This window comes from Euzebya rosea (assembly GCF_003073135.1).
GTDB classification, from domain to species: Bacteria; Actinomycetota; Nitriliruptoria; order Euzebyales; family Euzebyaceae; genus Euzebya; species Euzebya rosea.
The window spans coordinates 101,268-119,196 of record NZ_PGDQ01000012.1; the positions used below are offsets into that span (position 1 = coordinate 101,268).

The following is a 17,929-nucleotide window of genomic DNA, read 5'->3' on the forward strand; positions in this document are numbered from 1 at the left end:
GCACACTGTCGTCGAGCTGACACATGGTTAGCCGCCACGCCGACAGAAGAGGACCAGAACCGTCATGTACAGAGCAGTCGCCGCCTTGATCGCCGTCCTGGTGATTGTGCCGATAGCCGCGTTCGCCCAGGACCCCGCGCCGGGGGAAATGTGTGCCACCGATCCTGGAGGAGACGTCACCGACACCGCACTCGACATCGTGTCGGCATGCGTTGCCGTACGTGGATCCGAGACCACCGTCGAGCTGACGTTCGCCTCCGCCGGCTACTCATCCGGGTTCGGGTTCGACGGCGCTCGCGCCTCCCACCACAACGGGGAAGGCAACCGATGGATGTTCTCCAACGGCTGGAACGCCTACAACTTCGGGTCCTGCCACTACTCCTACGGTGACGACGTGACCTTCGAGGTCGACAGCGGGGACAGCGGCACGACGCTGCGCTGGACGGGCCCGACCCTCTGCCTGCCGGAGGGCACCCACGAGCTCACGTGGACCTCCCACGAGAACTGGGACGACACGACGCCCGGCGGCCGTACCGTCGACACGATGGAGGGGCACGTGGTGACGGTCAGCCACGAGGGACTGCAGACCACGGTGACGGCGGAGACCCGCCGCATCTCGGGCCCGTCCCGCTACGAGACGGCCGTCGCGGTCACACAGGACCGCTTCCCGAACGGCAACGACCGTCTGCTCCTGGTCAACGCCAACACCCAGGTCGATGCCCTGCCCGCCGCCACCGGGTTCTCCGGCGTGCCCCTCCTCTACGTCCCGGCAACCGGTGACATCCCGACGGCCGTGCTCGACGAGATCGCCCGGCTGAACCCCCGCGAGATCATAGCCTTGGGCGGCACCGCAGCCGTGGGCGACGACATCCTCGCCCGGGCGCAGTCCGTGACCGAACACTCAGCTGTGGGCGAGTGAGGCCGATCAACGCCGGGCGATGGCCCAGGGGTGGGCGGTGGCGGCACGCTCGTTCGGGCGTGCCGCCGCCGGGTCACGGCAGGGTGACGTCCAGGATCACCGGCAGGTGGTCGGAGATGTCGAGGGTGTCGTCCTGCCGGACCTCGTGGTCGCCCAGACCCAGCAGCGGGCTGAGGAACACGAAGTCGATCGTGCGGTCCGGCGCGCCTATGCCGGGGGCGTTGGGGAAGTGGGTGTACCAGCGGGCGCGATCGGGGCCGTTGGCCTCCTCCAGCGACGGCACGACGGTGTAGCTGTCGGTCAGGACGGCCAGCTCGCTGTCGGGCAGGTAGTAGGCCTGCTCGCCGGCGCCGAGGTCGTCGTACTGCGGACCCGGCGGCAGCAGGTTCAGGTCACCGCCGAACACCCACGGCCGCCCCTGCGCGGTGAGGAAGGCCAGCCGCTCCGACGTCAGCGCGACCTGCTGCTGCATCGTGTCGGTGCCCTGGGCGAAGGCGTCGAAGTGGGTGTTGTAGGCCAGCAACGGCTCACCCCCCTCCACGGGCAGGCTCGCCTCGAGGATCGCCCGCTTGAGGCCGAACTGCTCGGTCACCGGATCGGCCGGGATGATCGGCAGCGCATACCGGACCCCCGAGTCGATGCGGTACCGCGAGACCGTCGACAGCTTCATGCCGACCGACCCGAGGATCCGCGGGTGCGGCACCCATGCCGCCTTCCAGTAGAACGCCGAGGTGTGGCAGGCGTAGTCGGGCGAGACCATGCCCAGCAGCCGCTCGAGCTGGTCCTCACCGTCGGTCCGCGCCGCACCGTCGTCGACCTCCTGCAGCAGGATCACGTCGGGGTCGACCTCACCGATGACCCGGGCCACCTCCTCGAACGTGGCGGTGATCGCCTCGGGCGACGGCCGCTCGTCCGGGCCGGACTCGTCCAGCAGGTCGTAGAAGAAGACGTAGTCCTTGCCCGCCATGTACTGGACGTTCCACGACATGATCGTCACGTCCTGCCCCGGCTGGAGGGTCGGCGCGTCGTCGGCGCACACGACCTCCTCGTCCTGCACGTCGTCGGGGTGGAAGGTGGTCAGCCACACCGTAGCGGCCAGCAGCACGACGAGGACCAGCAGGCCCACGGCGATCCGGATGATCCAGCGCACGAACGATTCCTTCGGCTCGGCAGCCGGGTCAGCGGGTCCCGGCCCCGCCCGACGATAGACCGCCGCCACCCTGACCGGGGGCGACGACCCCCATGTCGTAGGCGTAGATGACCGCCTGGATCCGGTCGCGCAGCCCCAGCTTGGCCAGCACGTTGCCGACGTGGGTCTTGACCGTCGAGGTCTCCACGAACAGCTCCGCCGCCATCTCGGCGTTGGTCAGGCCCCGCGCGAGCAGGCCGAGCACGACCCGCTCCCGCTCGCTCAGCCGGTCCAGCTCAGCGGGCGGCGAGGGTGGCGGGCCACCGGCGGCGAACGCCTCGATCAGCCGACGGGTCACCGCCGGCGCGACGATCCCCTCGCCGGCCGCCACGACGCGGATGGCCTCGACCAGCTGCTCGGGCGAGGCGTGCTTCAGCAGGAACCCACGGGCGCCCGCCCGCAGCGCCTCGAACACCAGCTCGTCGTCGTCGAAGGTGGTCAGCACGAGGACGGGCAGCGGGTCGGCGACGTCGGGACCGGCCAGCTTCCGGGTGGCCTCGACGCCGTCCACCAGCGGCATGCGGACGTCCATCACGGTCACGTCGGGGCGCAGGCCGACGGCCAGCCGCACCGCCTCGGCACCGTCCCGCGCCTCGCCGACCACCTCGATGTCCGGCTCGGTCTGCAGCACCAGCCGCAGGCCGGAGCGGACCAGGTCCTGGTCGTCGACCAGCAGCACACGGATGCTCACCGGACACCTGCCGTGGTGATCGGCAGGGTGGCTCGCACCGAGAAGCCGCCGCCGGGGCGGGGCCCGATGTCGCACGTGCCGCCGAGGGATCGGACACGCTCCTTCATCCCGGTGATGCCGTAGCCACGGCCGTCGTCGGGAGGCGTGTCGCCACGTCCGTCGTCGTTGATCGCCAGCTCCAACGCGTCGGGCGTGAACCGCACGGTCACGTCCACCCGGGCGGGGCCGGCGTGGCGCCCGGCGTTGGTCACCGCTTCCTGCACGATCCGGTAGGCCGACAGCTCCACCGCTGCGGGCAGCTCCCGACGGTCGCCCTCGACGACGAGGGTGACCCGCTGGCCCGCGTCGACCACACCGGCGACCAGCCGTTCGAGGTCGTCCAGCCGGGGCTGGGGGGCCGCGACGTCGTTGCCGTCGCGGAGGCTGCCGACCAGCGCCGGCATGGCGGCCAGCGCCTCGCGGGTGGACCGTTCGATCTGGGCGAACGCCTGCTTGGCCGCCTCGGGGTCGTGGTCGACCAGCCGGCGGCCGGCGCCGGCATGCAGGGACACCACGCCCATGTGGTGGGCCACCACGTCGTGCAGCTCGCGGGCGATCCGCCCACGCTCCTCCGCCACCGCCGCACGGGTCCGTTCCGCCGCCGCCTCCCGTCGCGTCCGGAGCAGGCGCCCCGCCAGGAACACCGCCACGTACAGCGCGACGGTGGTCACCGCGTGGGCGATCGGGTCGCGCTTCTCCCCGGTGCTGAACCCGATGCCCGCCCCGACGACGGACAGGGCGATCGCGACCGGCGGCACCAGCAGCCACGCACGACGCGAGGCGGCGTGGACGCCGACGGCCCAGGCGGCCGCCATCGGCCCCAGCGCCGCACCGGCGATCGGGTGGCGCAGCAGCGCCAGCGCCAGGACGGCCGCGGACGAGGCCATCAGGACCTCCACCGGGCGCGACCGTCGCCACAGCAGCACGCCGCCCTGCAGGAGGACCAGCGCCACGACCCAGGGCGGAAGGTCGTGGATGGGCGGGTCGGCCACCCACCGACCGACGACCAGGCCGACCAGCGCGATGCCGGTGACCCCGGCCGCGACGAGCCTGTCGGAGCGGTCCATGTCGTCACTGTGCCACCGCGCGCGACCGCCCACCTCCCCCTCGTGGGCGAACCCTGCTCCACCCGTCGGAGGAGGCCGGGGCTCGATCGCCCGTCGAGGTTTCCCCCCACGGCTGGAGGGTCGATTCGGCCAGTGGCAGGTGCCCGGAACGCGCGTGGGAACCGACAGTCGTGACACACGAAAAGCCCCCACACCCGAACCCACGAAACGGAGCACCCACGATGACCACCGTCACCGCCGAGGGCCTGACCAAGCGCTACGGCCCCGTCGTCGCCGTCGACGACCTCGGCTTCACCCTGACCTCCGGCGCCGTCACCGGCTTCCTCGGCCCAAACGGCGCCGGCAAGTCCACGACGATGCAGATGATGCTGGGGCTGGCCCACCCGACCAGCGGCCGTGCCACCTTCGATGGCCAGCCCTACGCCGAGCTCGCCGACCCCATGCACCGGGTCGGGGCGATGCTGGAGACCAGCGCGTTCCATCCCGGGCGCAGCGGCCTGGACCACCTTCGCGTCCTGGCCGTCATGGCCGGGGTGTCCCGTCGCCGGGTCACCGACGTCCTCGAGCAGGTCGACCTCTCCGACGCCGCGCACCGCCGGGTCGGCGGGTACTCCCTCGGCATGCGCCAGCGGCTCGGCCTGGCCGCTGCGCTGCTGGGCGACCCCGACGTACTCGTCCTGGACGAGCCGATGAACGGCCTGGACCCCGAGGGCATCCGCTGGCTGCGCGGCCTGCTCCGCGCGCTGGCCGACGAGGGACGGACGGTGATGGTCTCCAGCCACGTCCTGTCGGAGCTCGAGACCGTCGTCGACGACGTCCTGATCATCGCCAACGGCCGGCTCGTCACCCACCAGCCCGCCGACCACACCACCGACCTCGAAACCCTGTTCCTGACCCTCACCACACGGGGCCGGGACGGAGAGGACCGCCATGTCAACGCTCCTGCGCGCTGAGCTCCTCAAGCAGCGCACCACCCGCATGGTCCCCGTCGTCCTCGCGGCGTCGCTGGCCATCGCCGTCCTCGCCCTGACCCAGATCATCGACAACGCCGGCGTCCGTGGGGCCCCGTCGCTCGGGACGCTCGCACACGCCCGGCAGATCATCGGTGTGCCCGTGCTGGCCTCGATCCCGCTGCTGGTCCTCGGCGTCATGTCCGTCACGACCGAGTACCGACACGGCACCGTCACCGCCACGTTCCTCGCCGAACCGATCCGCTGGCGGGTCCTCGTCTCCAAGGTCGTCGTGGCCGCCGGCCTGGCCTTCGCGTGGGCCGTCGTCGCGGTCGTCGTCGTCAACGCCATCGCCATCCCGTGGCTGGCGCGGGAGGGCGTCGACCACCTCGCCATGCTGACCCCGACGCTGTGGACCTCCATCGCGGTGTCGCTGGTCGTCCTGCCGCTGTTCGCAGCGATGGGCGTCGGGATCGGCGCCATCGCACGGTCACAGGTGCCTGCGGTCGTGGTGCCGATCGTGTGGCTGCTGCTGCTCGAGCCCAACCTGATCGCCCCGCGGTTCACGGCGATCGAGCGGTACCTGCCGGGCGTCGCCAGCAGCATCGCCGGCAGCACGCCCCATGCCCCGGCCGCGCCGTTCTGGTTCGGCTTGGTCGTGCTCGTCGCATGGGTGGCCGTGCTGCTCGCCGCCGGCACGGCCATGACCCGGCGGAGGGACCTGTGACCCGCCGGGCCCTGTCGCTGCTGGTCCTGCTGGGCCTCCTCGCCGGGGCGTGCGTTCCGGTCGAGGCCGGCCCCGGGGACCTTGACGAGCTCGTCGACCGGTGGCAGGCGACCAGCGGCGTCGACGCGGTCGTGGTGGCCGTCGGCCGGCCCGGTGAGGAGCCACGGGTCGTCACCGCCGGCTCGGCCGAACCCGACGACCGGTTCCGCATCGGCAGCATCACCAAGACGTTCGTCGCCGCCACCGTGATGCGTCTGGCGGAGGAGGAGGTCCTGTCCCTCGACGACCCGCTCGGGCGATGGGTCGCCGAACCCGCTCGCTTCGGCGACGTGACCCTGCGGCAGCTGCTCGGCCACACGAGCGGTGTCCCCGAGTACACCGCGAGCGGCGACTTCTTCGAGCAGCTCGACCGGCCGTGGACCCCCGAGGAGATGGTCGCCTCCATCGACCGTCAGGCCCCCGACTTCCCGCCCGGTGCCGGCTGGCGGTACTCCAACACCAACTACGTCCTGCTGGGCCAGGTCGTCGAGGCGGCGACCGGCGAACCCTACGGTGCGGCCGTCCGCGACCTCGTGCTGGACCCGGCAGGGTTGTCGACCGACATCGGGACCGACCTGGAGGTGACGCTTCCGGGGTGGTACGACATCGACCACGACGGCCTCGACGACGACGTCAGCACCGATCCGTACCTGCCGACCCTGCCGTGGTCGTCCGGGGAGATGGTGTCGACGGCCGGGGAGCTGGCCCGGTTCGCCACGGTGCTCCTGACCGGCGAGCTGCTGGAGGACGAGTCGTTGGCCGCGATGCTGGCGGAGGACCCGTTCGGACAGCGGTACGGGCTCGGGCTGCAGTGGAGCACCCCCGACGGTGTCACCGACGTCGTCGGCCACGGCGGCGGGGTCATCGGCTACGTCTCGGTGATGTGGTGGGTGCCCAGCCTCGACCGGTCGATCGTGGTGCTCCTCAACGCGTCGGGCCGGGCCGACCCGACGGACCTGGCCGAGCTGGTCCTGCGACGCTTGGTCGACGAGTCGGAGGAGGTCGGTCCCGGGGAGCGGTGAGGCCGGTCCGGAGGGCTGCAGCCGACGAGGACGATGTGCAAGGATGCGCATCGTCCTCATCCCGTGCGGGGGGATGGAAGGAACGGCGTCGATGTCCTCAGCGGCAGTTCCCGAGCTGGCCCTCGTGTCCGCACCTCGACATGGCGTCAGCGGCCTGGTGAAGGACGACGTGCCGACGTCGCCCGGCCTGTACGCGTGGTGGCCGCGGGACGGCCCCGACCGTCCCGTGTACGTGGGTCGGGCGTTGGGGGCGAAGGGGCTGCGCGGCCGCATCTGGAGCCAGCACCTGCGGCCGGCTGCCAAGGAGTCGGCCTTCCGGAAGGGCGTGGCCCGTGCCCACGTGCTCGCGCCGGGCGCCCCGACGGTCGCGTGGATCACCGAGCGGTACGTCGTGTCGTGGGTGACCCTGGAGCAGCTGGGGATCGACGCCGACCGGGCCAAGCGGCTGGAGACAACCCTCATCACGGTCTGGCGGCCCCGGTACAACCAGCACGTCGGCCGGCGGGTCGTGGAGGCCCCTCCTCCCTCGGTTCGGTAGGGTCGTCGGTCAGGGTTGACGGGGTGGGCGAGGCAGTCTGGGCTCGTGACGACGAGACGAGGAGTGCGAGGGGTGGACGTGCAGGGACGGCTGGGGTGGGGGCTGGCGAGCCTGGCCCTGCTGGCCGTCCTGACCGGCGGCTGCACCTCGACTGCGGAAGGGGAGCCCTCGTCGCCGACCCCGGCGGCCTCGGGCGACCCCGCGGGGCCGGAGGACACAGTGCCGTCCGAGGACACCGCGGTCGACGTGGTGCCGTCCGTGTCCGACACGCCCCAACCGTCGGATGAAGGGGCGCTGCTGTACGTCGTCGACGAGAAGGACGGCGATTCGTTCGTCGCCAGCGACGGGGTGGAGTACCGGGTCGGGATGGTCAACGCGCCCGAACGATCCGAGTGCGGCGGGGCCGAGGCATCCCGTCGGGCCCACGAGCTGATGGCGTCCGGCTTCACGGCCGAGGCCTACGCCACCGACGACTACGGCCGGCAGGTCGCCCGTGTCCACACCTCGACGGGTGACCTCGGCGTCCTCATGGCCCGCGAGGGGCTGGTCGACGACCGTTACCTCGAGCAGTTCCGCCACCAGCACCCCGCCTACGCCGCGGAGCTGGACACCGCCTTCGCGGAGGCCCGCTCGGCCGCCGCCGGCCTGTGGCAGACGTGCTGGGCACCACCGGCGGAGCGCCGAGGCGGTGTGGTCGAACCGGCCACAGGACACACCGGCCGGACGGGACAGTGGGCCTGCCACCCGGCCTACCGCGAGTGCCTGCCCGACGGCCCCGACCTGGACTGTCGCGAGGTCGGCCACACCGTCGAGCTGCTCGGCAACGACGATCCCTTCCGCCTCGACGGCAACTCCACGACCGCGACCGACGGCTGGGGCTGTGACACCTACCCGGCGTGGTCCCCGACCGAGCGCTACCCCTACTACGAGGGCTGAGCGCTCGGCCGGTCGACTGCCGCGGTCAGAAGCCGCCGCGCTGCCAGGGTCCCCAGATCGCGAACGTCAGGCCGCTGCCTGCCTGGATGTTGACGTAGAGGGTGTGCCAGTCGGGTCCGAACGTCGCGCCGGCGAACTCGTCGTCGGTCCGGCCGGCGATGTTGTTCCTGGCGAAGTCGAAGATCCGTCCGTCGCGTGTCAGGCCGCGCAGGAAGTTGCCGTCGTCGCCGTCCTCGCACAGGACCAACGTGTTGGACCGGCTGGTCGCGATGTTGTCGGGGAAGTCCAGCACGTCCCTCGAGGGTGACTCATAGACCAGCCGGAGGGTCTCCGTCGGGGCGTGGTACGCCCAGACCTGTCCCCGGCCCCGGCCGAAGCCCGACGGGTCGCTGGTGCCCGGGGGCATGGCACCGCCCTGGGTCGAGGTGAACCAGACCGTGCCCCCGCGGGTTGCGGCGCCCTCCAGTCGCGAGAAGATCGCCGCGCCTGCGTCCCGGCCCTGCTGGCCGACCGCCTGTATGGCCTCGTTGTTGGTCGTGCCCGGCGCGAAGGTGGGATCGGGGTCCGGGATGTCGACCCACTCGACGTCGTAGGTGCTGCCGACGGCGGGCGCCGGGCCCGACTCACCGGCGAGGTCGATGTTGGGCTGTCCCACCACGGCCAGCATCTGCAGCCGGCCACCGTCGACCAAGCGACGCGTCCGCATCGGGTTGGTGGGGGGCAGGTACCGGTAGAAGCCCGACGGGAACCCGAAGTTGTCCTCGGTCATGTACAGGCCCTTGGTGCCGGGATCCCAGACGGCCGACTCGTGGGCGAACCGTCCGGCGCTGCGGATCGGTTCGTTGGCCGCCGCCGGGTCGGCGGGCAGCTGGGCCGGCACGTCGAAGACGTAGCCGTGCTTGGCCTGCAGCAGGCTGTTGTCCGCGCCGGTGAAGTCGTTGCCGACGTCCGGACCGTTGACGGTCTCCTCGCACGACAGCCAGCTGCCCCATGGCATCGCCCCACCCGAGCAGTTCATCTGGGTGCCGTTGAGGCTCACCGCGCTGTCGGTGACGTTGCCGAACCGGTCGACCTCGATGGTGGTGGTGCCGCCGCCGGCTGCCGGGTCGTACGCGGTACCCGGATCGCCGAAGGCGCCGACGGGGCCGTTGACCTCGTGGTTGCGGACCAGCAACGTCCGGCCTCCCCGCACCCGGAAGGCGGCCATGCCGTCGTGGCGCCCGGGGATGGTGGTCCCGTCCCCGAGCGTGCCGCCCGTCACGTCGAAGGAGCGGTACTCGAACCCCTCCGGCAGCAGCAGGCGCACCGTGTCGTCCCGCAGGTCGGCGACGGGTCCCAGCGGCCCGTAGTCGAGCGGTCGGCCGCGTCGCGCCTGTGGCTGGGCCCACGCCGTGAACCCCTGGAAGGGTCCACCTGCCATCGCTGCAGCGGCCAGTGCGGTCCCGCGAAGCACGGCTCGCCGGTTGATCCCTCGATCCATGACATTCTCCCCTTTGTCTCGGCTCTGTAGGACGAACCCTAACGACGGCCGACGCGCGGGTACACCGTTGCGGCGCCAGTCCACGACAACGGTCCCAATGGTTCTGCTGCACGGCCCGTCCGGTACCCTCCGTCACGCTTGACGGAGGGGTTGGGGCACGGTTGGTCGCCTCACGACGAGGCGAGAGGCACGAAGGTGGACACGGAACTGACCGCGGTCGTACGCGACCGGCTGACCGGTGCGGGGCTGGACCCGGGGGTGACGGCGATGGTGGTCGCCGCGTGCACCGGCACCCCGCTGGAGGAGGCCGCCACGGCGGCATGGCCCGATGGCCCCACCGCCGACGCGTCCACGACGGCCGGGACCTCGGGGGTCTTCCTCGACGGCATCACCGTCCAGGGGTTCCGGGGCATCGGCGAGACGCGTCGGCTGGACCTGCCGTCGGGGCCGGGACTGACCCTGGTGGTCGGTCGGAACGGGTCGGGCAAGTCCTCCTTCGCCGAGGGCCTCGAGATGTGCCTGACCGGCGAGTCCCATCGCTGGGCAGGCCGCAGCAAGGCGTGGAAGGAGACGTGGCGGAACCTCCACGACGGCGACGTCGCCCGCGTCGACGTCGAGCTGGTCGGGCTCGACGACACCCCGCGCACACTCACCCACAGCTGGCCCGACGAAGGGGACGTCGACACCGGACGGTCGGTCCTCGACGACGGCCGGTCGATCGAGCAGCTGGGCTGGTCGACCCCGCTGGCGCAGTACCGACCGCTCCTGTCGTTCAACGAGCTCGGCGGCATGTTCGACGGCCGTCCGGCGGACCTCTACGACGCCATCGCCGACATCCTCGGCGTGCAACCCCTCCGCGATGCCGTGGAGGTGCTGCGCCAGGCTCGGCTGGCCGACGCCAAGCCGATCAAGGCCGTGAAGGAGCGTCGCAAGGCGTTGGTGGAGGAGCTGCGGTCGTCCGCCGACCCCCGCGCCGAGCAGGTCCTGGCGGCGATCGACGGTCGTACCTGGGACCTGCAGGCGGCGACCGAGGCCATGGCGGAGGACAGCACCGAGCCCACGTCGGACTTGTCCCGCCTGCGTGCCCTGGCAACCCTCACCGGCCCGCACCCCGTCGACGCGACCGCTGCGGCCACGGCCCTGCGTGACGCCCACGCGGCCCACGCCGCCGCCACCGCCACCGACGCCGGACGGGCCGACCGGATCGCCGCGCTGCTCCGCCAGGCCGTCACCCACGTCGACCACGACGGGCCGTTGCCCTGTCCCCTGTGCAGCTCGGGCACCACGCTGGACGCGGGCTGGGCGGCCGAGGCCAGGACCAGGGCCGACGAGCTTGCCGAGCAGGCGCAGGCCGTCCGCCGGGCCGACGCCGACCTGGCCGCCGCCCGCCGCACCGCGACCGCGCTGCTGTCCCCTCCCCCGGACTCGTTGGCCACCGCGCCGTTCGTGGGGCTGGACGCCACCGACGCGACGACCGCTTGGGCAGCAGTGCACGAGGGTGGTGTTGCAGCCGGCGACGACCCGCTGGCGCTCGCCGACCACCTGGAGTCCGCCGTCCCCGTCGTCCACGAGGCCGTCACCGCGCTGAACGCCCTGGCCGCGTCGACCCTGGACGCCAAGCAGGACGACTGGCGACCGCTGGCGAACGCCGTGACCCGCTGGGTCGACGACGCCCATGCGGCGCTGGCGGCGGAGACCCGCGCGACGAAGGCCAAGCTGGCCGAGACGTGGCTGGCCGACTGCGCCAGCGAGATCGAGCGGGCCCGGTTCGAGCCGATCCGCGACGCCGTGCAGGGCTACTGGGACCGGCTGCGACTGCAGTCCAACGTCAGCCTGAAGAACCTCCACCTGCAGCGGTCGGGCGCGCGACGGTCGCTGGAGCTCGACGTCGCGGTGGACGACCGGGACGCCTCGGCCCTGGGGGTGATGAGCCAGGGCGAGCTGCACGCGCTGGCGCTGGCGGTGTTCCTGCCCCGGGCCACGCTGGACGCGAGCCCCTTCAGGTTCCTCGTGCTCGACGACCCCGTGCAGGCGATGGACCCCTCGAAGGTGGAGGGGCTGGCGCAGGTGCTGGCGGAGGTGGCCCGGACCCGGCAGGTGATCGTGCTGACCCACGACACCCGGCTGCCCGACGCCGTCCGGCAGCTGCAGATCGAGGCGACGGTGGTGGAGGTGCAGCGGCGCGCCAGGTCGGTGGTCGACCTGAAGGTGGTCGACGATCCGGTGGGTCGGCACCTCGACGACGCCCACGCCATCGCCCGGACCGCTGACCTCAAGCCGGCGGTCCGGGCACGCCTGGTCGCCCAGATGGGACGTGGTGCGCTGGAGGCGTTGTCGGTGGAGGTCGTGCGCCGGCGGCGGCTCGGCCGGGGCGAGGACCATCACGACGTCGACCGCCTGCTGGCCGACGCCTCGACCCACGACCTGCTGACCCTCGCGCTGTTCGACGACACGGGGCAGGGCGATCAGCTGTTCCCCACCCTCAACCGCTGGGGGCGGTCGTTCGCCGACGTGCTCAACGACTGCAAGAAGGGCACTCACGTCGGCGAACGACGGATCGGCGACGACCGGGAGTTCGTGCGACAGCTGCGGAACCTGGTCGAGCGGATCCGACGGGAGGCCCGGTGATCGGCGGGCCCGGCGCCATCGACGCGCCACCGACGCCCGACGAGCTGCTGATGCAGGGCCGACTGCTGGCCTCGCGCGGCATCGGCAACCTCGGCTCGACCGCCAGCCGGGGTGCGGCGCTCCTGGGCCGCGCGGCGCTGGAGGAGGCGCTGTTCGGCCTGTACCCCGAGCTGCGACAGCTGAGCGGTCGGGCGATGTTCCTCGTCCTGCCCAACGTGTTCCCCAAGGAGCCGGCCCGCCGTGCCGCGTTCGCGTGGGGCCGGCTGTCGGCGGCCAGCCACCACCACGCCTACGAGATGCCCCCGACCGCCGAGGAGCTGGACCTCGTGCTCGACACCGTGCACGACGTGCTCGAGGCCGTCGAGCGGGTCAGGGAACGTCGCCGGCAGCGGGCGTCGGCGACACGCGCGGCCGGCGGGTAGGTCGGCTCAGAACGCGCTTGGTGCGTGGTCGCCGCCCATGTGCCGAGTCAGGGTCTTCGTCGTGTCCAGCAGCAGCTCGATGGCCTGCTCCCGCACACCCTGGAATCGCTCCTTCGGCCCGCAGACGCTGATGACGGCGATGGGCTCACCGCGGTGGTCCATCACCGGCGCTGCCACGCTGGACGCACCGCTCTGCCGCTCGCCGTCCGATGATGCGTAGCCGCGCTCGCGGGTCAGCGCCAGGTCTCGCCGGAGCGCATCGGGGTCGGTGATGGTGTGCTCTGTCAGCTCGTCCAGCTGGTTCTGGGCGATGTAGGCCTCCTGGTCCTCGAGGCTGAGGAACGCGAGGAACGCCTTGGACGAACCACCGGCGTGCAGCGGGAACCGCCGACCCAGCGCCACCGTCATCTTCACCTCCCGCTCCGGGGTGATCTGGTCGACGTACAACCGCTCCCAGCGGTAGCGCCGTGAGATCGTCGCCGTCTCGTTGGTCTGCTCCGACAGGGCCTTCATGTGGGGGAGCGCCAGGCCACGGATGTCCAGCCGATCGACGTAGGCCTCCCCCAGCGCCAGGACCGCCGGCCCGAGGCGATATCGACGGGTCTCCTCGTCGGTCTCGATGAACCCCTTGGCCGCAAGCGTGTTGAGCACCCGGTGGATCACCGCCTTGGACAACCCAAGCTCGTTGGCGATCTCGGTCACCCCGAGGTCCTGTCGGTCCACCCTCGTGAACAGCGTCAGCACGTCCGTCGCGCGCTCGACGGTCGCGATCAGCCGCTTCGGCTCTGCATCGGCCACCCGTGTGCTCCTTGTCCCACGTTCCTTGACTGGAACGAGACTCTACCGCGTTCCACGGGGAGGAACGTCCACCACCCGACCCGTTGACTTGTCCTCCAGAGTGGAATAGTGTTCCTAGCAGTGGAACAAGACACGACGCCGCCAGAGCGCCGGGGTCCCCTCGACGGGATCACGGTGCTCGACTGCTCGACGATCCTGGCAGGCCCGCTCACGTGCCAGATCCTCGGCGACTACGGCGCCGAGGTGATCAAGGTCGAACACCCCTCCCGACCAGACGGCATGCGTGGCCACGGGCGCGCCGTCGACGGCCATGGGTTGTGGTGGAAGGAAGTCGGCCGCAACAAGCGCACCATCGGGCTGTACCTCGGCGACGACGACGGGGCCCAGATCCTGCGCGACCTGATCGCCACCGCTGACGTGCTGGTGGAGAACTTCCGTCCCGGCACGCTGGAGCGCTGGGGTCTCGGCTGGGAGGCGCTGTCGGCGGTCAACCCGGGGCTGATCGTCCTGCGGGTCACCGGATTCGGCCAGGACGGGCCCTACGCGACGCGGCCGGCCTTCGGCACCCTGGTCGAGGCGATGAGCGGGTTCGCGTTCATGACCGGCCAGCCCGACGGCCCACCGACGTTGCCGGCCTTCGGACTGGCGGACTCCATCGCCGGCATCACGGGTGCGAGCGCCGTGTCCATGGCCCTGTACCACCGCGACGCCCGCGGCGGGGCAGGACAGGTCATCGACCTGAGCCTCCTGGAACCCATCATGACCGCCGTCGGGCCGGCGCCGACCGTCTACGACAAGACCGGTGAGGTGCAGCAGCGGCAGGGCAACACGTCCAGCAACAACGCCCCGCGCAACCTCTATCGCACCGCCGATGACCACTGGGTGGCGATCTCCACCAGCGCCGACGTGATCGCCGAGCGCGTCCTGACGCTGGTGGGTCATCCAGAGGTCATCGACGAACCGTGGTTCGCCTCCGGCGCTGGCCGTGCTGCCCACACCGACCTGCTGGACGGCTGGGTCAGCGAGTGGATCGGCACGCGGTCCCGTGAGGACGTGCAGTCAGCGTTCGCCGAGGTCGGTGCAGCCGTCGCACCGGTCTACTCCGCCCAGGACCTCGTCGCCGACCCGCAGGTCACCGCCCGCGAGATGTTGACCCGAGTGCCCGACGACGACCTCGGAGACCTCCTGCAGCACAACGTCCTGTACCGGATGAGCGAGACGCCTGGTGGGATCCGGTTCACCGGGCGCCCACATGCCGCGGACACCGACGAGGTGCTCCGCGAGCGGCTGGACCTGGACCCAGAGCGCATCGAGGACCTGCGTGACCGCGGCATCCTCGCCTGAGCCCGCGCGCGCCGCCGCCGGCGTGCTGCACCACAGCTACCTCTACGCCCCCGGGTCCCGCCCGGACGTGATGCGCAAGGCGTTGCGGTCCGGGGCAGATGTGGTGCTCCTCGACCTCGAGGACGCCGTCCCGCCGGAGGGCAAGGCCCAGGCCCGTGCCGCGGTGCTCACCCTCCTGGCCGAGATCGCCGACGAGGCACCGCCGTCCGGGGACCACACCCCCGAGGTCCACGTCCGCATCAACGTCGACGGCGGCTGGTGGGACCACGACGACCTCGAGGCCGTCGTCAGCCCGGCCCTGTCGGCGATCCGCCTGCCCAAGGCGGAGGACCCGACCGCCGTCCACGAGGTGGCGGCCGTGCTGGACCGCCTCGAGCGGCAGCACGGCATCGCGGCCGGCCGGATCGGCCTGTACCCGCTGATCGAGTCCGCCGCGGGGATCGACCGGGCCCGCGACCTCCTCTCCTGTCCACGGGTCGTCCGCGCCGCCCTCGGCAGCAGCGACCTGCTGGCGGACCTCGGGATCCTCGAGGACACCCCCGCGACCACCGGGTTCCTGCGGGGCGCGCTGGTGCTCGCCTCCCGCCTGGCCGGTGCCGGCCCCCCGATCGACAGCGTCCACACCGACCTCGACGACGTCGACGGCCTGCGCCGCGCTGCCCGCTGGGCCCGCGACATGGGCTTCGTCGGCAAGTCCCTGATCCATCCGCGGCAGATCGACCCCACCCACAAGGCGTTCGCGCCGACGGACGCCGAGGTCGCCCGCGCCACCGCCCTGCTCGACCGCGCCGACGACGGCGCCAGCCGTGACGGCAGCCAGTTCGTCGACCCCGCCGTCGTGGCCCGAGCCCGCTCCGTCCTTCGACTCCAGAGGAACCCGTGACGACCCTGACCGACCTGTTCGCCGGCCACCGGGCCATCGACCTGTCCCGTCCGTACGTGATCGGGATGCCGCAGTCCCCCAACCACCCCCGGTACTGGCACTCGCTGCCGCGCCGCCACGGCGACACGGTGCGGGGGGACGGTGGCTCCGCCGCCAACGACGTCATCATGCTCGGGACCCACGTGGGGACCCACATGGATGCGCTGGCCCACGTCAGCCACGACGGCCTGCTGCACGGCGGCATAGACGCGTCGGCGGCGTCGGTGGGCGGACGGTTCCGGACCCTCGGCATCGACGAGGTCGCCCCCATCATGGGGCGGGGCATCCTCCTCGACGTGCCGGCGGCCATGCAGCGCGACGCGTGCGAGCCAGCGCACGAGATCACCCCCGACGAGCTCGAGGCGGCCCTGGCCCTCGCCGACGTCGATCCAACCCCGGGCGACGTGCTGATCGTGCGGTCGGGGTGGGGCCAGCGATGGGACGAGGGGGACGCCTACATCGGCAAGGACTCCGGGGTCCCCGGCGTCGGCGAGGCCGGCGCCCGCTGGCTGGCCGCCCACCGGCCGGCCGCGGTCGGGGCCGACACAATCGCCTTCGAACACCTGCCCGCCGGCAAGGGCCACGCCGCCCTCCCCGCCCACCGCGTGCTGCTGGTCGAGACCGGCATCAACATCATCGAGACGATGGCGCTGGAGGAGCTGGCTACCGAGACGAGCCGGCTGGGCGTCAGGCATTTCCCGATCGTGGTCGTGCCACTCCCACTGGTCGGTGCGACGGGATCGCCGGTGCGTCCCCTGGCGCTGCTCGAGGACCGAGAGGCCACGGCATGACCACTGGGACCCTGACCCAACAGCTCGGTGCGTTCGCGAGCGCCACCCGCCGTGACGGTGCACCAGCTGACGTCCGGGCCAGCGTCCGCATGCGCATCCTGGACATCCTCGGCTTGCAGGTCGCGGCGACGGGGCTCGACACCAGCCGGGCCGCGCTGGACTTCGTCGCATCGCAGGGCGGCACGGGGCAGGCCCACACCGTCGGCCTGGCCGAGGCGTTGCCTGCCACGTGGGCGGCCTTCGCCGGCGGTGTCCTGGCGCACTCGCTGGACTACGACGACACCCACCTGCCGTCCGTGCTGCATCCCTCTGCCAGCGTTGTCCCGGCTGCCCTGGCCGTTGCCGAGGCCGAGCAGGCCTCCGGGGCGGCGTTGCAGGATGCGGTGGGGGTCGGCATCGAGGTCGTCGTCCGCCTGGGGATGGCCGGGTACGACCTGACCAGCCGCAACTCGGTGTTCTTCGAGCACGGCCAGCACGCCACCTCCATCTGCGGGGCCATGGGAGCGGCCGTCGCGTCGGCGATGCTGCTGGACCTGGACGAATCAGGGATCACCAACGCCCTGGGCGTGGCAGCGTCGATGGCCAGCGGAATCCTCGAAGCGAACCGGACTGGTGGGACGGTCAAGCGCCTGCACTGCGGCTGGGCCGCCCATGCCGGGGTGACGGCGGCCACGATGGTCAAGCACGGCTTCACCGGCGCGCCGACGGCGCTGGAGGGTCGCTTCGGCTTCTTCCGGGCCTTCCTCCACGACGGGGTGGACCCGGAGGTGGTCGTCGGGGGGCTCGGCGAGAACTGGTCAGTGCCCGGCATCTTCTTCAAGCCGTATCCCGCCAACCATTTCACCCACACCGGCATCGATGCGGCTCGCCGCATGCGCGCGGCCGGTGTGACGCCTGACCTCGTGGAGTCAGCGGTGCTCGGCGTGGCCGGACCGACGGTGCGGACCATCGGCCAGCCGCTGGAGGTCAAGCAGGCGCCTGACACGGGCTACCAAGCGCAGTTCAGCGGGCCGTACACGGTGGCTGCTGGTCTGTTCGGCGGGTCGGGGCTGGGCCTGGGACTCGACGACTTCACCGATGTGCTGGCCCAGGACCCGGACCGACGCCGGCTCATGTCGAAGGTCACCGTTGAAGCCGACGCCGAGTGCGAGGCGATCTTCCCCTTCCAGTTCCCCGCGGTGCTGACCCTGCGGACCACCGACGGCTCGACCCTGGTCGAACGCGTGATGGTCAACCGAGGTGGGCCCGACGACCCGCTGTCGCCCGACGAGCTGCGCGTGAAGTACACCGAGAACGCCACCCGCGTCCTAGACGCGGGGACCGCCGCCGACGTCGCCGACCGCATCGACGACCTCGATGTGGCGGACTCCATCAGCGCCATCGCGGACGCCGTCGCCCAGCCGATGCGGTGACCCTCCTGCGGCGTG

At 72.0% G+C, this 17,929-nt stretch carries 17 protein-coding genes; 12 read left to right on the plus strand and 5 right to left on the minus strand.

What is annotated here, in order from left to right; all coding sequences use genetic code 11:
- Positions 1 to 64: 64 nt before the first annotated feature.
- Positions 65 to 919 (plus strand): cell wall-binding repeat-containing protein, encoded by an 855-nt coding sequence (locus CUC05_RS16415; protein ID WP_157965663.1) that lies wholly within the window; start codon positions 65 to 67, stop codon positions 917 to 919.
- 73 nt (positions 920 to 992) lie between these two features.
- Here the strand turns inward: CUC05_RS16415 and CUC05_RS16420 are convergent, their stop codons facing one another.
- From CUC05_RS16420 to CUC05_RS16430, 3 genes are read right to left on the minus strand one after another with little or no spacing between them, the layout of a single operon-like run.
- Entirely contained in the window at positions 993 to 2,069 is a 1,077-nt protein-coding gene (locus tag CUC05_RS16420; RefSeq protein ID WP_108667299.1) for an endonuclease/exonuclease/phosphatase family protein, read from the minus strand.
- 28 nt (positions 2,070 to 2,097) lie between these two features.
- Complete coding sequence (locus tag CUC05_RS16425) at positions 2,098 to 2,799, minus strand: response regulator (RefSeq protein WP_108667208.1); 702 nt, start codon at positions 2,797 to 2,799, stop codon at positions 2,098 to 2,100.
- Entirely contained in the window at positions 2,796 to 3,905 is a 1,110-nt protein-coding gene (locus CUC05_RS16430; protein ID WP_108667209.1) for a sensor histidine kinase, read from the minus strand. The genes CUC05_RS16425 and CUC05_RS16430 overlap by 4 nt, the downstream gene beginning before the upstream one ends.
- A gap of 221 nt (positions 3,906 to 4,126) precedes the next feature.
- On the opposite strand from CUC05_RS16430, the gene CUC05_RS16435 reads away from it, so the two are divergent.
- The 5 genes from CUC05_RS16435 to CUC05_RS16455 all read left to right on the plus strand — a co-directional run bounded on the left by CUC05_RS16435 (position 4,127) and on the right by CUC05_RS16455 (position 8,117).
- Complete coding sequence (locus CUC05_RS16435) at positions 4,127 to 4,858, plus strand: ABC transporter ATP-binding protein (protein ID WP_108667210.1); 732 nt, start codon at positions 4,127 to 4,129, stop codon at positions 4,856 to 4,858.
- Positions 4,836 to 5,582: an ABC transporter permease gene (locus tag CUC05_RS16440; RefSeq protein ID WP_108667211.1), complete on the plus strand. Its 747-nt coding sequence runs from the start codon at positions 4,836 to 4,838 to the stop codon at positions 5,580 to 5,582. Before CUC05_RS16435 ends, CUC05_RS16440 begins: the two co-directional genes overlap by 23 nt.
- Positions 5,579 to 6,643, plus strand: a complete 1,065-nt coding sequence (locus CUC05_RS16445; RefSeq protein WP_157965664.1) for a serine hydrolase domain-containing protein — start codon at positions 5,579 to 5,581, stop codon at positions 6,641 to 6,643. The genes CUC05_RS16440 and CUC05_RS16445 overlap by 4 nt, the downstream gene beginning before the upstream one ends.
- A gap of 91 nt (positions 6,644 to 6,734) precedes the next feature.
- Positions 6,735 to 7,181 (plus strand): GIY-YIG nuclease family protein, encoded by a 447-nt coding sequence (locus CUC05_RS16450; protein ID WP_157965665.1) that lies wholly within the window; start codon positions 6,735 to 6,737, stop codon positions 7,179 to 7,181.
- A gap of 72 nt (positions 7,182 to 7,253) precedes the next feature.
- Positions 7,254 to 8,117, plus strand: a complete 864-nt coding sequence (locus CUC05_RS16455; RefSeq protein WP_108667214.1) for a thermonuclease family protein — start codon at positions 7,254 to 7,256, stop codon at positions 8,115 to 8,117.
- A gap of 25 nt (positions 8,118 to 8,142) precedes the next feature.
- Here the strand turns inward: CUC05_RS16455 and CUC05_RS16460 are convergent, their stop codons facing one another.
- A complete protein-coding gene (locus CUC05_RS16460) occupies positions 8,143 to 9,597 on the minus strand; it encodes a PhoX family protein (RefSeq protein WP_108667215.1) in 1,455 nt (484 codons plus the stop codon).
- 195 nt (positions 9,598 to 9,792) lie between these two features.
- Here CUC05_RS16460 and CUC05_RS16465 point away from each other — a divergent pair, with 195 nt between their 5' ends.
- Positions 9,793 to 12,225, plus strand: a complete 2,433-nt coding sequence (locus CUC05_RS16465; RefSeq protein WP_114476326.1) for an AAA family ATPase — start codon at positions 9,793 to 9,795, stop codon at positions 12,223 to 12,225.
- The gene (locus tag CUC05_RS16470; protein ID WP_108667216.1) at positions 12,222 to 12,647 is read left to right on the plus strand and encodes a hypothetical protein; all 426 of its coding nucleotides are present in this window, start codon (positions 12,222 to 12,224) and stop codon (positions 12,645 to 12,647) included. The genes CUC05_RS16465 and CUC05_RS16470 overlap by 4 nt, the downstream gene beginning before the upstream one ends.
- Positions 12,648 to 12,653: 6 nt before the next feature.
- On the opposite strand, the gene CUC05_RS16475 is transcribed toward CUC05_RS16470, so the two are convergent.
- Positions 12,654 to 13,445, minus strand: a complete 792-nt coding sequence (locus CUC05_RS16475; protein WP_108667217.1) for an IclR family transcriptional regulator — start codon at positions 13,443 to 13,445, stop codon at positions 12,654 to 12,656.
- Between the two features lie 120 nt (positions 13,446 to 13,565).
- Between CUC05_RS16475 and CUC05_RS16480 the strand changes: the two genes are divergently transcribed.
- Genes CUC05_RS16480 through CUC05_RS16495 form a run of 4 tightly spaced genes read left to right on the plus strand, consistent with a single transcriptional unit; the run spans position 13,566 to position 17,914 of the window.
- Positions 13,566 to 14,789 (plus strand): CaiB/BaiF CoA transferase family protein, encoded by a 1,224-nt coding sequence (locus tag CUC05_RS16480; protein WP_205712380.1) that lies wholly within the window; start codon positions 13,566 to 13,568, stop codon positions 14,787 to 14,789.
- Positions 14,767 to 15,672 carry an HpcH/HpaI aldolase/citrate lyase family protein gene (locus CUC05_RS16485; RefSeq protein WP_157965666.1) on the plus strand — a complete coding sequence of 302 codons (906 nt, stop codon included), beginning with the start codon at positions 14,767 to 14,769 and terminating at the stop codon, positions 15,670 to 15,672. Before CUC05_RS16480 ends, CUC05_RS16485 begins: the two co-directional genes overlap by 23 nt.
- Positions 15,669 to 16,502: a cyclase family protein gene (locus CUC05_RS16490; protein ID WP_108667220.1), complete on the plus strand. Its 834-nt coding sequence runs from the start codon at positions 15,669 to 15,671 to the stop codon at positions 16,500 to 16,502. Before CUC05_RS16485 ends, CUC05_RS16490 begins: the two co-directional genes overlap by 4 nt.
- The gene (locus CUC05_RS16495) at positions 16,499 to 17,914 is read left to right on the plus strand and encodes an MmgE/PrpD family protein (RefSeq protein WP_108667221.1); all 1,416 of its coding nucleotides are present in this window, start codon (positions 16,499 to 16,501) and stop codon (positions 17,912 to 17,914) included. The genes CUC05_RS16490 and CUC05_RS16495 overlap by 4 nt, the downstream gene beginning before the upstream one ends.
- Positions 17,915 to 17,929: the final 15 nt, after the last annotated feature.

Coding starts and splice junctions, on each gene's coding strand:
- CUC05_RS16440 (WP_108667211.1), top strand. CDS start 4,836: ATGTCAACGCTCCTGCGCGCTGAGCTCCTCAAGCAGCGCACCACCCGC.
- CUC05_RS16495 (WP_108667221.1), top strand. CDS start 16,499: ATGACCACTGGGACCCTGACCCAACAGCTCGGTGCGTTCGCGAGCGCC.
- CUC05_RS16435 (WP_108667210.1), top strand. CDS start 4,127: ATGACCACCGTCACCGCCGAGGGCCTGACCAAGCGCTACGGCCCCGTC.
- CUC05_RS16450 (WP_157965665.1), top strand. CDS start 6,735: ATGTCCTCAGCGGCAGTTCCCGAGCTGGCCCTCGTGTCCGCACCTCGA.
- CUC05_RS16430 (WP_108667209.1), bottom strand. CDS start 3,905: ATGGACCGCTCCGACAGGCTCGTCGCGGCCGGGGTCACCGGCATCGCG.
- CUC05_RS16415 (WP_157965663.1), top strand. CDS start 65: ATGTACAGAGCAGTCGCCGCCTTGATCGCCGTCCTGGTGATTGTGCCG.
- CUC05_RS16460 (WP_108667215.1), bottom strand. CDS start 9,597: ATGGATCGAGGGATCAACCGGCGAGCCGTGCTTCGCGGGACCGCACTG.